The organism is Flavobacterium mesophilum (genome assembly GCF_039581405.1).
Taxonomy (GTDB): Bacteria; Bacteroidota; Bacteroidia; order Flavobacteriales; family Flavobacteriaceae; genus Flavobacterium.
Genome location: NZ_JBCPXZ010000001.1, coordinates 189,394 through 201,904, shown reverse-complemented (window position 1 = coordinate 201,904; position 12,511 = coordinate 189,394). Strand labels below are relative to the sequence as shown.

At 33.8% G+C, this 12,511-nt stretch carries 11 protein-coding genes; 10 read left to right on the top strand and 1 reads right to left on the bottom strand.

Features of this window, described 5'->3' with window-relative positions; genetic code table 11:
• The first annotated feature begins 31 nt into the window (after nucleotides 1-31).
• The 5 genes from metQ (at nucleotide 32) to AAYQ19_RS00735 (ending at nucleotide 4,953) form a co-directional block, all read left to right on the top strand.
• Nucleotides 32-844 (top strand): methionine ABC transporter substrate-binding lipoprotein MetQ, encoded by an 813-nt coding sequence (gene metQ / locus AAYQ19_RS00755; protein WP_343532823.1) that lies wholly within the window; start codon nucleotides 32-34, stop codon nucleotides 842-844.
• Nucleotides 845-1,358: 514 nt separating this feature from the next.
• Nucleotides 1,359-1,610: a hypothetical protein gene (locus AAYQ19_RS00750; RefSeq protein WP_343532821.1), complete on the top strand. Its 252-nt coding sequence runs from the start codon at nucleotides 1,359-1,361 to the stop codon at nucleotides 1,608-1,610.
• Between the two features lie 540 nt (nucleotides 1,611-2,150).
• The gene (locus AAYQ19_RS00745) at nucleotides 2,151-2,372 is read left to right on the top strand and encodes a hypothetical protein (RefSeq protein WP_343532819.1); all 222 of its coding nucleotides are present in this window, start codon (nucleotides 2,151-2,153) and stop codon (nucleotides 2,370-2,372) included.
• Between the two features lie 40 nt (nucleotides 2,373-2,412).
• Nucleotides 2,413-3,861, top strand: coding sequence for an aspartate ammonia-lyase (locus tag AAYQ19_RS00740; RefSeq protein WP_343532816.1), 1,449 nt, complete (start codon nucleotides 2,413-2,415; stop codon nucleotides 3,859-3,861).
• A gap of 24 nt (nucleotides 3,862-3,885) precedes the next feature.
• Entirely contained in the window at nucleotides 3,886-4,953 is a 1,068-nt protein-coding gene (locus tag AAYQ19_RS00735; protein WP_343532814.1) for a type II asparaginase, read from the top strand.
• Nucleotides 4,954-5,273: 320 nt separating this feature from the next.
• Here the strand turns inward: AAYQ19_RS00735 and AAYQ19_RS00730 are convergent, their stop codons facing one another.
• Nucleotides 5,274-6,347: a BamA/TamA family outer membrane protein gene (locus AAYQ19_RS00730; protein ID WP_343532812.1), complete on the bottom strand. Its 1,074-nt coding sequence runs from the start codon at nucleotides 6,345-6,347 to the stop codon at nucleotides 5,274-5,276.
• 248 nt (nucleotides 6,348-6,595) lie between these two features.
• Here AAYQ19_RS00730 and AAYQ19_RS00725 point away from each other — a divergent pair, with 248 nt between their 5' ends.
• The 5 genes from AAYQ19_RS00725 to AAYQ19_RS00705 are packed head-to-tail and all read left to right on the top strand — an operon-like array spanning nucleotide 6,596 to nucleotide 12,421.
• Nucleotides 6,596-7,930, top strand: coding sequence for a TolC family protein (locus AAYQ19_RS00725; protein WP_343532810.1), 1,335 nt, complete (start codon nucleotides 6,596-6,598; stop codon nucleotides 7,928-7,930).
• A gap of 11 nt (nucleotides 7,931-7,941) precedes the next feature.
• Nucleotides 7,942-9,003 (top strand): HlyD family secretion protein, encoded by a 1,062-nt coding sequence (locus AAYQ19_RS00720; RefSeq protein WP_343532808.1) that lies wholly within the window; start codon nucleotides 7,942-7,944, stop codon nucleotides 9,001-9,003.
• A 3-nt stretch (nucleotides 9,004-9,006) separates the two neighbouring features.
• Entirely contained in the window at nucleotides 9,007-10,575 is a 1,569-nt protein-coding gene (locus AAYQ19_RS00715; RefSeq protein WP_343532806.1) for an efflux MFS transporter permease, read from the top strand.
• A gap of 21 nt (nucleotides 10,576-10,596) precedes the next feature.
• Nucleotides 10,597-11,289 carry an ion channel gene (locus tag AAYQ19_RS00710; RefSeq protein WP_343532804.1) on the top strand — a complete coding sequence of 231 codons (693 nt, stop codon included), beginning with the start codon at nucleotides 10,597-10,599 and terminating at the stop codon, nucleotides 11,287-11,289.
• Between the two features lie 31 nt (nucleotides 11,290-11,320).
• A complete protein-coding gene (locus tag AAYQ19_RS00705) occupies nucleotides 11,321-12,421 on the top strand; it encodes an AI-2E family transporter (RefSeq protein ID WP_343532802.1) in 1,101 nt (366 codons plus the stop codon).
• The last annotated feature ends 90 nt before the right edge of the window (nucleotides 12,422-12,511 follow it).

Sequence of the window (12,511 nt, the reverse complement as noted above, 5' to 3'; positions counted from 1 at the left end):
AACAATTTATAATTAACAATTTATAATTATTATGAAATTAAATATTTTAAAAACTGCTGGGTTTTTGGCTTTGGCCCTTATATTGTCTAATTGCGGAAAAGCAAAAAATAATGATCCACATTTTATAAAAGTTGGAGTTGCTTTGGGACCGGAATTGAAAGTGGCTGAAGCAGCAAAAAAAGTAGCGAAAGAAAAATTCGGATTAGAAGTTGAATTGGTTTCTTTCAACGATTATGTGATTCCGAATGAAGCTTTAAGCCAAGGTGATATTGATGCTAATGCTTTTCAGCATAAACCTTATTTAGACGAACAATCGAAGCAAAGAGGTTACAAATTGGCTATTATTGGCAAAACATTTGTTTATCCGATTGCGGCCTATTCAAAAAAAATCAAAACCCTTTCTGAATTAAAAAATGAAAGCACCATTATTATTCCGAATGATCCGACAAATGGAGGACGCTCGTTGTTGCTTTTGCAGAAAAATGGCTTGCTGAAATTAAAAGATGGAGTAGGTTTGTTGCCAAAAGTAACAGATATTATTAGCAATCCTAAAAACTTGAAAATTTTAGAGTTAGAAGCGCCTCAATTGCCACGTGCTTTAGATGATGCAAATGTTTCTATTGCCATTATCAATAATACTTTTGCTTCTGCGGCAGGATTAGTTCCTTCTCGTGATGCTTTATTTGTTGAAGACAAAGAATCTCCATACGTAAATTTGGTAGTGAGCCGAGAAGACAATAAAAATGAAGAGAAAGTAAAACAGTTTTTGCAGGCTTTTCAATCTCCTGAAGTCGAAAAAGCGGCTGAACAAGAATTCAAAGGAGGTGCTGTAAAAGGCTGGTAATTGTAAAAGCCATATTTTATAATTAAAGAGAAAGATAGATTATTTGATTTATTTTTCTCTTTTTTTATTGATATAAACTTAAAAAGGGCAAGTTTTTTCTATTTGGAGAATAGATTGGAAAAATAATGAATGGAAATTATTCACACAATTTTTAAAAATTTCAGTTTTGACAAAGAGTTAAAAACAGCGTTCGATTTTTAATTTTACGAATTGAAAATTTCTGATCAGTAGCAGAGAAATAGCCACTTTATGTTAAAAATGATCTTATAAAATTCTTTTTTGTTCAAACGATGCAATTTAAGCTGTTAAAAATCAAAAGGTTTCATTTTATAATATGGAACAGAGTTGTGTTAAAAAAAAGATATTTTAAGTTTTATTCCTGCCTAACTTTATAAAATATTTAAATGTGTATCGAATTAAAAATAGTTGGGTAGCTTTTTGAACAAGCTTTTTTTGATTTTCATTTTGTTCTCACTAAAAACAAGGATTCATTTAATTTTATAAATTGTATAGTATGTCTGTTCCCAAAGAGTTATATAATTTAAAATTCTCAGAATATTTAGAATCGCTTAAAGTTTTATATCTGGTAGATGATAATTTTAAAGCAATCTGCGATGACTATTGTTCCAATATGCTAAAAACCGAGAAGTATAAGAAGAAATTTGAAATGTATTTTCAATATAAGTTAGAGGCGGAAAATTTAGCAAAAGAATTAGAGGAAGAAATTTTGATTTATCTTATCAGGAATGGCTGGGATAAAAAATAAATATTTTGTTAGTTTTGGTTTATATGGTTAGTTTTATAAAATCCCATTTCCAAGAAATGGGATTTTTTTTTTAATGCATATGGTAATCTCACACACTTATTTTAACTAATGTTTAAGCTTTTTCAGGGTGCTTTTTTTCTTTTGTTTTTAGGTAAAGCTTTAAAAACCTTTCTCTATAAGGATTTTCAAGACTATTTGTCCAAAAAAAGATCCTTTTATTTCATGTTTCAAATTATAAAATGAAACAAAAACATCTAATTCTCAATTGATTTACTTTGTAATTTTATCATGATTTAACATAATATTTTAGAAATACAGTATTTTCATCAAGAAAAGCAATAATTATTTATGATGATTTGTACTACATAATATAATTTCAGTTTTAGAGCATTTGATATACGCCAGTTTTTTATGCAAAAATGATCGGCATCCCCCTGCAGATTGTCGAGAGATACACGCCAGATTAAGAATGTGGTTTTAATTAACTAAAATAATCAAACAATTTAAACTAGAATCATTATGAAAAAAAAGTGTTTACGGATGGTTACGATCAGGTATCTGGCCATTACCATTTGCTTTGTGACCATAAACCTCATACATGGTCAGGATAATGAAGCAAAGAAAAGCATGGAAATCTGCGGATTTGTCATGACCGATGTAGGTTATAAATTTAATCAACAACAAGACTGGTGTTCTTTAGTTAGATCTACTAGTTTGAATACAACTTCTCAGAATTTTTCTAAAGAAAAAACTAATAGTTGATAGCTGTAAAACGTTGTCAATAAACAAAAAAATAGAAAACATGCTAAAAAAAATTAAATACATAGTACTGTGCGGTTTATGTATTACCTCTCTAAAAGCCCAAACCAGAACTGAAAAGGATTTGTTGGGCGAAAAACAAATTCCGTCTAATGCTTATTATGGAGTTCAAACAGCTCGTGCATTAGAGAATTTTCAGATAAGTGGTATGACGACACAGTTTTATCCAGATTATGTTAGAGCTTTTGCAATGGTAAAATTAGCAGCCGCTCGAGCAAATGCTGACGTAGGCCGACTAAAAAAAGACAGACTTGCAGCAATAGAAAAAGCTTGTCAGGCTGTTATTGACGGAAAATACCACGACCAGTTTCTCGTTGATTTGTACCAAGGAGGTGCAGGAACATCAGCAAATATGAACGTTAACGAAGTTCTCGCAAATATTGCCTTGGAAATGAGTGGTCATAAAAAAGGAGAATATCAATTTATAGAGCCTCATGACGACTTAAACATGGGACAATCTACAAATGATGTTTATCCAACTGCAATAAAAGTGGCGCTTTTGCTTCATAACGACAAACTTATAAAAGAAGCAGATTTACTGGCTAAAGCATTTCATAAAAAAGGTGATGAGTTCAAAGACGTTTTAAAAATGGGACGTACAGAAGGTCAAGACGCTGTTCCAATGACAGTTGGACAAGAGTTTCATGCTTTTGGAAATCAGCTTGATGCCGAAGTGAATACATTGCGTAAAGTTGAAGTCTTTTTATGTGAACAAAACATGGGAGCTACGGCTATCGGAACTGGAATTACAGCTTCACCGGGATATGCTGAAAAAGTGGCTACACATTTAGCAAAAATCACTGGAAAACCTATTGTCATGAGTAAAGATTTAATTGCGGCAACTACAAGCCAGCAAGGATTTGTGCTTTATTCATCGGCACTAAAAAGTATGGCGGTTGCGGTGTCTAAAATAAGCAGTGACCTTATTATTTTGACTTCAGGTCCTCGTACCGGTATTTTCGAAATCAATTTGCCTGCGCTTCAGCCTGGATCTTCAATCATGCCAGGAAAAGTTAATCCTGTAATGCCAGAGCTTATGAATCAGCTTTGTTTTAAAGTAATGGGTAATGATCTTACAGTAACGCTTGCGGCACATTCTGGTTTATTGCAGTTAAATGCTTATGAACCTATTGAAGCTATTGCAATGATGGAATCGCAAGGATTGTTTTTTAAATCGTTCCCTTTGTTTAGAAAAAATTGCATTGAAGGTATTACGGTAAACAAAGATATTCTGAACCATTACATGGAAAGAAGTGTAGGTATTGTAACTGCATTGAACCCTGTTCTAGGGTATGAAAAAACAACAGAATTAGCTAAGGAAGCACTTGCGTCTAATAAAGGAATTCTAGAGCTTATTCGTGAAAAGAAATTGCTTACAGAGGATCAAATCAAAAAACTTTTAGATCCTGCAAGTTTAACAGGCCAAAAATAACCATAAACTAAAACGTATATAATCATGAAATTAAATATAAATTTTTACAATAAAATGATTTTGCTGGTGATGTTATCTTTAAGCATCAGCATGTTTGGACAAGCAAAACCTAAAGTTTTAATTCTAGCAACAGGTGGTACAATTGCAGGAGCTGCTAAAAGTGGCGTTCAGTCAGGATATACTTCTGGGCAAGTTACAATTGATGCGATGGTAAATGCTGTTCCCGATGCTTTGAAATTAGCAGATATTAAAGGGGAACAAATCGCTAATGTTGGATCTCAGGATATGTCGTTTGATATTATGATGAAAGTGGCTAACAGAATCAATGAATTGGCTTCTAGCAAAGATGTAGACGGTTTCGTGATCACACACGGTACCGACACTATGGAAGAAACTGCTTATTTTTTGAATCTTGTAGTCAAAACAGATAAGCCAGTTGTACTTGTGGGTTCTATGCGTCCTTCAACAGCTATTAGTGCTGACGGACCTTTGAATTTATATAACGCAATTGCTGTGGCAGCAGATCCAAATGCTAAAGGGCATGGCGTACTTTTGGTGATGAACGATTGGATTCACTCTGCTCAATCCTTGACAAAAGTAAGTACTACTGCTGTTCAGACTTTTATGTCTCCAATTCGCGGACTTATTGGTACTACAGCTTACGGAGTAAATGATTTTTACCATTATCCTGACCAAAAATTCGGAAAAACCTCTGAGTTTGATGTAAAAGGAGTTACAGCATTTCCTCGTGTAGATATTATTTACGCAGATGCTGACATGAAACCTGATTTGATTGATGCTTCTATTGAAAGAGGCGCAAAAGGGATCGTAATTGCAGGAGTTGGAAATGGAAACATGAATAAAGCATCGCTTGAGGCATGCGCCAGAGCCAGCAAAAAAGGAATTATCGTTGTACGAAGCACTCGCGTTGCAACTGGTTTAGTTGGCCGAAATGTGGAATGTAATGATGATGAATTGGGGCTTATCGCATCTTACGGATTAAATCCGCAAAAATCTAGAATTCTATTAACGGTTGCTTTGCTTAAGCCAAGAAAGCTTGACGAGCTTCAAAAAATATTCATGGACTATTAAGAGGCCAATTAAAAAAAATTGTAATGGAGTTTGATTTGATCTTGAAAAAAGGTCAAATCAGCTCATTTTTTGAATTATCAGCGACGGATTTTTGTAAATGATTTAATTCGAAGCAATTCTAAGACTAAAAAATATATTCTTGATCAAAATGGTTTGATATAGAATTTAAGCATAGAATAATATAAGTTAAAAATTGGTTTATTTTTTTTGTTTTGGTTTAGTTTAGTTTAGTTAATGATAGCTTAATAGGTTTTATTATATGAGGATTAATAAAGCCTATGACGCTGTCTTAGCTATTAAACGAATTAAAAGCTGAATGTCTAAAAAGCTTCCCCAATTCTAAAATAAACTCCCCAATCACCTTTACCAACAGCACCATCCAATCCTACATTAAATTTTTCGTTTTTGAAGGCTCTATATCGGTAACCAACGCCGGCGCCTGGATATAATTTCCAGTCAAAACTAGGAGTGTCAGAACCGTAAATAGTTGCAACTCCGGCAAAACCTACAACGCCCATTCTTTTATGAAAATTATAACGATATTCACCTTGAATGGCCATTAATCCATCTCCACGATATTTTCCTTCAGAATAGCCTCTAATATCATCGTTTCCAATAGTGACTTGTTGTTCAAAAGAGATGTTTCCTAATCCAAATTTGCCTGCAAAACGTGCCGCAACAACATCTTTTTTATCTCTAACAGAAATATAAGTATTGTACTCTGAAATAATTTTATTTGCATTTACTTCATTGCCAAACCATTCCGGATAAGTGATCCATCTTGCTCTTATTTTGCTTCCCTTTGTTGGATAATAAACAGCATCGCGAGTATCATATAACAAAATTGTCTGTAAGCCATTTGTATGCGACACAGAGGCTGGCTGTATATCGTCTTGATACGTAGTGTCATAATGTGCGTAAGAATAGCCGATTCCGCCATAAAATGATTTTACTATTTTCCGCAAAGCACTCACGCTTACCAAAAAGGTTTCAGTTCCGTAATCATAAAATCCAGAAGAATCAAAATCATCCATAAAAAATTGCGCATTTTGATTCCCTGCCATCGCAAAAAGCTGCGCGCGCCATTTGTCTTCATTAAAATGCCATTTGTTGAACGAGCATACAAAATAAGATTTGTTCGTAGTGTAAATTGCCGTTATTCCAGACAAAGATTTTGGAGAAATCGTGTCGGTTTTGTCTGTTTTATACATCATCATCGGGATGGCTCCAAACATGAAATCCAATGTTCTATTGTAGCTGATGTACGGCATTACATTAAAATCGATATTCTTGTTTTTAGACTGTGATGTTTTAGTGCTATCTGAGGTCTTTTCTTGAGCCAAAGCGCCAGAAAAATAAAGTGAAAGAAGTATAACAAAAATAGGCTTTTGCATATGGTTTGAAATGAGGTGATTATATAATATTTAAAAGTAAAACCAATTTGTTTTCCATGAAACTTAAGAACGATTTAAGATGTTTCATTTTATAAAATGGAACAAGTTCTTGAAATTTTCCTTTTAAGAATTATCTAAATTTATTTCTTAAAAAAGTCCTAAAAAAGTTAAAATTTAACGGTTTGATTTTGACTAAAGGAAAGAAAAGCAATTCCAAAAAAAAATCAATCTAATAGCTATAGAATTCGATGAGGTATTGGCAACTAAAAGATTTAAAATTAAAGTTTTTGGCCTTGATGTGCTGTTGTGCCCATTTGAGTTTTGCGCAACGCGATACGCTTGCTACAGCAAAAACAATTAAGCTTGAAGAAGCCATAACATTAGGAATCCAAAACAATCGACAACTTAAAATAGCAAATACTGATTTGGCTATTGCCAATGAAAATATCGATCAGGCAAAAATTGCAAAAATGCCTCGAATAGGCGTAAACGGAGGTTATAATTACATAGGGAATCCTAAAATTTATGAAGGGTTTTATGAGAGCAATGTTACTGTAGATTATTACAATCATCAGGCCTTCGCTAATATTATTTCGTCGTTACCCATTTACAACGGAAGCGCAATCAATAAACGAATTGATCAACAGGAACTTATCAGCGAAATGCAAAAATCTGTAGTTAAGATGACCGAAGCGGATGTCAAAAATGCTATTACCGAGCAATATTTCACACTTGAAAAGTTGTACAGACAAATTGAAGTAACGAAACAAAACATCATTAATACCGATTTGCGAATCAGACAATTGAAATCACGCGTAGAAAATGGACAGAATATAAAAAGTGATTTGCTAAGAACAGAATTGCAACAATCTAATTTTAAAGTTTCGGTATTCAGAAGTACCAATACAATCGAATTGATCAGTAATTATTTGGACGTTTTAATTGGTTATCCAACGAATACCATTTTGAAGCCCGTTGTTGCAGAAAGTATGATTCCGACAGAAAATATAAACCTGCAGGAAAGTTTGGCAGAAGCTTTTCAAAATAGAGAAGAAATAAAACGTGCCGAGGTAAAAATCAAATTGTCTGAATCGTCTTTGAGTTTGACTAAAAGTGGTTTTATGCCAAATGTAAATGCTAATCTTATTTTAAATACCGAATATCCAGCACAATGGCCAAATTATGTCAATATTCTGAATTATTGGGCAGCTGGAGTTTCCTTGAATTGGGATGTTTCTAGTTTTTACAATCTTAAACACCGAATTTCAGGTGACAAATTAGAGGTTGATAAAAGCAATACTGCACTTCAAATGACAAAAGATCAAATTAGTACAGAAGTGAAAAATGCTTATGTAAGATATGCTGAAAGCAAAGAAAATATCAAAACGTATAAAAAAGATGTTGAACTTTCAATGAGCAATTATAAAATTGTGAAAAGCCGATATGATAATGATTTTGCTTTAATCAGCGAAATAGTCGATGCTGAATTGCAACTCAACAATTCCAGAATTTCATTAGTCAATGCCAATTTAGATTTAATCATTCAATATTATTCTCTGCAATATGCAATGGGGAAACTTTAATATAAAAAAGTATGAGCGAAGCAAATGCACAAAACGAAACAATTCAGAAAGATAAAAAGAGAAATACCATTCTTACCGTGCTGTCTTTTGGTTTTTTGATTGCTGGTGGTTTGTGGATTTTGAGTTTGTTTTTTGATTTCAGTACTTATGAAACGACTAATAATGCTCAGGTTGAAGCTTATATCAACAGTGTTGCAGCGAGGGCGACGGGGCATATTAAGGAAATTAGATTTGAATCGAATCAATTGGTTCACAAAGGTGATACGCTTGTTGTTTTAGACGATTCTGAATATGTCATTAAAGTAATGCAGGCCGAAGCTGATTTGGCTATAGCTGAAGGTAATCTTCATTCATTGGAACAAAATATTACAACGTCAGCATCAAATCAGGCATCAGGAAAGGAAAAATTGGCTGGCGATATGGCTAGCCTTGAAAAAGCCCAAAAAGACTATCAGCGTTTCAAAAATATGTATGCAGATTCAGCTGTGACTCGAAATCAATATGATCAGGTAATTTCAAAATTAAAATCGGAAGAAGCTTATGTGAAAGCGGGGCAAAAGAATCTGGAAGCTAGCAGTTCGATAACCAAGCAAAGTACGATTAATCTTGAAGCATCACGAGCAACAGTAGAAAGAAAGAGAGCTGATTTGGCCGCCGCAAAACTGCAATTATCATATACCAGCATTATTGCGCCGGGAGACGGATATGTGGGGGAACGCAATTTATCGATTGGAGAATTAATAAACTCAAACCAAACGGTTGCCACAATTGTCTTGAGTCAAAAATTATGGGTTTCTGCCAATTTCAAAGAAACGCAAATTGAAAAAATTAAAAGCGGACAAGAAGTAACGATTACAATAGATGCTCTTGACGGAAAAGAGTTTAAAGGAAAAGTAGTTGGATTTTCTCCAGCAACAGGCGCAAAATTTTCTATGGTTGAACCAGACAACTCCACAGGGAATTTTGTAAAAATAACACAACGAATTCCCGTTAAGATTGAATTTGAAACGCCTGCCAAAGAATTGCAGGAAGTTAGACCAGGAATGAATGTTACAGTTGACGTAAAAAAATAAGAGATGTTTGCAGGAAAAAAAGGAAGCGTTTTTACTCTTATAGGATTATACATCCTTACCATTCCTTTTTTTAATGGGCTTAATGTAACCACTTATGACAATTCCCAAATTATGGGACATTTTGGAGAATCGACAACCGTTTTTACGTACTCGATTTACATTCCCATTTTTGCTATGCTTGGTTTTATGCCTTTGGGACTAAAATTAGGAAAGCAAATCAAGGTGAGAACTATGATTTTATCGGCGTGTTTTTTGTCTTTGATTTTCAATACGGCTTTATTGTTTGTGTCTAGTATTGAGTGGTTTGTGTTTTTTAGATCGCTTTTGGCTATTGTTTCTGTAATTGGAATATTCGCTTCAATGGTTCCGATTTTGATGAAATACAATCCGGCTTTTAATATGGCTTTGTTGTATGGAATTTTGCAGTTTATTCAAAAAGGAAGCCAGCATTTGTATCAATATTTAGGAACTAATTTTACGAGTATGCACAATTGGACTTTCGGGATTTATTTTCTGAATGCCAATTTCTTAGTTGGAATTCTGCTCGCTTGGTTTTTTTATAAAGCCGATGTTGCTCCAATGAAAAATGCTTTTCAATTTGATTGGCGCGGTTGGATTATCATGCTTTTATTCTTTCTGATTATTCTTTTTTTGTGTGCCGAAGGACAAACCAGAAATTGGCTGAGCGATCCTAAAATAGTATTGGCAATAGGTTTATTGTTGATTATGGCAGGAATTTATCTGTTGCATGCTCGTTTTACAGCCGACCCGATTATCAATCCAGATGTTTATAAGTACAAAAATGTAGTAATTGGCGCTTTCTTGATGTTTTACATTGGCGTAATGAATGGCACGGGAAGTGTTGTAACAGGCTATATGACTAATGTGTTAGGTTTTGACCCAGTTCTTAATGCTTTGACCCATTTAGCCATATTATTTGGGTTGTGTATTTCGATTCCGCTTTCGACTTATCTTTTGTACAAAAGGATTTATTTGGCAACGATTTGGGTCATTGGGTTTGCCTGTTATGGATTTTATCATATTATTTTATTTTTTAGATTTTATCCCGGAATTGATTCTACTGATTTTTTTGTGCCGCTTGTTTTTAAAGGTATGGGAATTGGTTTCCTCTTTCCTGTTTCCTTGCTTTATATTTCAGAAGGTGTTCCGCCGCCATTGAGCACATCACGCATGATGACAGGAATTATTTCGCAAGCCGTTTTTGCATCTCTACTTGGAAGCGCAATTCTTGGAACTTTTATTTCGAATATGAATGTCCAGCATAAAACAGGTTTAAGCCAGCAATTGACAGCGATTAATAAAACGGCTGAAAACCAATTAGAAAGCTCCAAAAGAAATTTTATGTATATGGGATTATCAGATGCTGAGGCCCAAAAAAAAGCAGAAAAAAGCCTTTCGAATCAAACCTCGCAGGCAGCAATATTATTGGCTTACAAAGATATTTATCTCGTGATGTCAGCGATATGTTTTTTTCCCATTTTAATAATTCTGCTTTTCAAACTTTGGCGAAGACCAATTGGAAGAGTAGAAGTAGAGCCGATACCAATTTAATCTTAAAAATTGAATACAGTTATGAATGTAAAAAAAGATCGCTTTTTATTTGGCTTATGGAATAAAGAAAGTGGACTCCGTGGAATGCTTATTTTGCTTTTCATTATGCATTTTATTGCCATTCCATTTTTTGGCAATTATCCGCATTTTATGATTGTCTTAAATATTTTTTGGATGTTGTTTCTGTTTGCTGGTATTTTTTCACTTTCCAAGCATAAAAAACAGGCCTTTCTTATTTCAGTAATTCCAATTCTATTTGTTCTGATACAATGGATTGATTATTTCAACCGGAATATCATCATATTGTTTGCTGATCTTATTTTATCAGTAGCAGTTATGGCGCTTTTGATCATATTAGTTTTAAAAAAGGTCTTAGAGCCCGGACCCGTCAATACCTATAGAATAATAGGCTCAATTGTGGTGTATATGCTAATGGTTCATTTTTGGTGTACGCTATATTTATTTCTTTTTAGACATATTGAAGGATCTTTCAATATCGCAGACTCACAATTTGAAAGCAACAGCGATCAGGCGAGTTTTATGTATTTCAGTTACATTACCATGACTTCTACAGGTTATGGCGAAATTGTGCCACTTCATCCTATAGCACGTTCTCTTGTTCAGATTGAAGTGCTCACAGGAGTTTTGTATCCAGTAATTTTAATAGGAAGATTGGTTTCAGACGCTAATTTTTCTCGAGATAAACAAAAATAATTTAACCAATCACATCTAAATCAAAATAAACATGAAAACATCTTATTCGAATAAACGCAAAGAACTCTTTGACACTATTTTACAGTTATTTTTCATATTTCTGATTGTCGGATTCTGTCTCAAATTATTGTTGCCATTTTTTATGCCAATCCTTTGGGCGGTTATACTTGCCGTGGCATTTTATCCCATGTTTGATTTTCTGCAAAGAATCTTAAAAGGAAGAAAAACATTGGCTTCGATTATAATAACACTTGTGATTATTGCAGTAATGCTGGTGCCTGTCATTTATTCTTTGAAGGCGGCTATAGCCAATTTTTTAGAATTGAAAAATAATTTTGAAGCTGGAACCTTAAAAATTGCACCTCCCGGGCAAAACATAAAAGAATGGCCGATAATTGGTAAACCTCTTTATGAATTTTTACTCATGATGTCAACAGATATTGAGCAAGGCGTAGTAAAATATCAGGATCAGATTAAAGAGTTTTCGTCAAAAATTATGGGAAGTATTTTGAGTTCTGGTGCAGCATTTTTGCAATTTATTTTATCCGTAATTATTGCTGGGGTTTTATTAGTAACCTCTGGAGGAAAGGAATTTGCAATGAAATTTCTTGGGAAAATTGCAGGAAATAAAGCAGACGAAATTATGACAATTTCAGTATCAACAATTTTTCAAGTAGTTAAAGGAATTTTGGGCGTAGCGGTAATTCAAACGATTATTCAAGCTGTTGGTTTGTTTATGGCAGATATTCCGTATGCGGGAATTTTGACTTTAATTTGCCTTGTGTTTTCAATTCTGCAAATTGGGCCAATTATCATTAATATTGGTGTTATCGTTTATTTATTTTCTACAGGCGATTCTGGTCATGCTATTTTTTGGACGATATTTTTCATCATCAGCGGATTGTCAGATAATGTCTTAAAACCACTTTTGTTAGGAAAAGGAGCTTTGGTGCCAATGCTGATTATTTTCCTCGGTGTTATTGGAGGATTCATCATGTCAGGATTTATAGGGTTATTCGTAGGACCGATTGTATTTTCAATAGGCTATAAATTGTTTATTGCATGGTTGGATGATAATTCGGCTCCTGTTGAAGAAATTGAAACAGAAGATGTTATTGAGCCTACGGTTTAGGCTTTAATTTAGAAATAACTAAAAATAAAAAATCCCATTCCTAATGAATGGGATTTTTTTTACGGTTTTGTGACAGTAAAAATATCTTAT

What these genes read in the sequence shown, in the direction of transcription:
- metQ (WP_343532823.1), top strand. Translation starts at nt 32, where the DNA reads ATGAAATTAAATATTTTAAAAACTGCTGGGTTTTTGGCTTTGGCCCTT.
- AAYQ19_RS00750 (WP_343532821.1), top strand. Translation starts at nt 1,359, where the DNA reads ATGTCTGTTCCCAAAGAGTTATATAATTTAAAATTCTCAGAATATTTA.
- AAYQ19_RS00745 (WP_343532819.1), top strand. Translation starts at nt 2,151, where the DNA reads ATGGTTACGATCAGGTATCTGGCCATTACCATTTGCTTTGTGACCATA.
- AAYQ19_RS00740 (WP_343532816.1), top strand. Translation starts at nt 2,413, where the DNA reads ATGCTAAAAAAAATTAAATACATAGTACTGTGCGGTTTATGTATTACC.
- AAYQ19_RS00735 (WP_343532814.1), top strand. Translation starts at nt 3,886, where the DNA reads ATGAAATTAAATATAAATTTTTACAATAAAATGATTTTGCTGGTGATG.
- AAYQ19_RS00730 (WP_343532812.1), bottom strand. Translation starts at nt 6,347, where the DNA reads ATGCAAAAGCCTATTTTTGTTATACTTCTTTCACTTTATTTTTCTGGC.
- AAYQ19_RS00725 (WP_343532810.1), top strand. Translation starts at nt 6,596, where the DNA reads ATGAGGTATTGGCAACTAAAAGATTTAAAATTAAAGTTTTTGGCCTTG.
- AAYQ19_RS00720 (WP_343532808.1), top strand. Translation starts at nt 7,942, where the DNA reads ATGAGCGAAGCAAATGCACAAAACGAAACAATTCAGAAAGATAAAAAG.
- AAYQ19_RS00715 (WP_343532806.1), top strand. Translation starts at nt 9,007, where the DNA reads ATGTTTGCAGGAAAAAAAGGAAGCGTTTTTACTCTTATAGGATTATAC.
- AAYQ19_RS00710 (WP_343532804.1), top strand. Translation starts at nt 10,597, where the DNA reads ATGAATGTAAAAAAAGATCGCTTTTTATTTGGCTTATGGAATAAAGAA.
- AAYQ19_RS00705 (WP_343532802.1), top strand. Translation starts at nt 11,321, where the DNA reads ATGAAAACATCTTATTCGAATAAACGCAAAGAACTCTTTGACACTATT.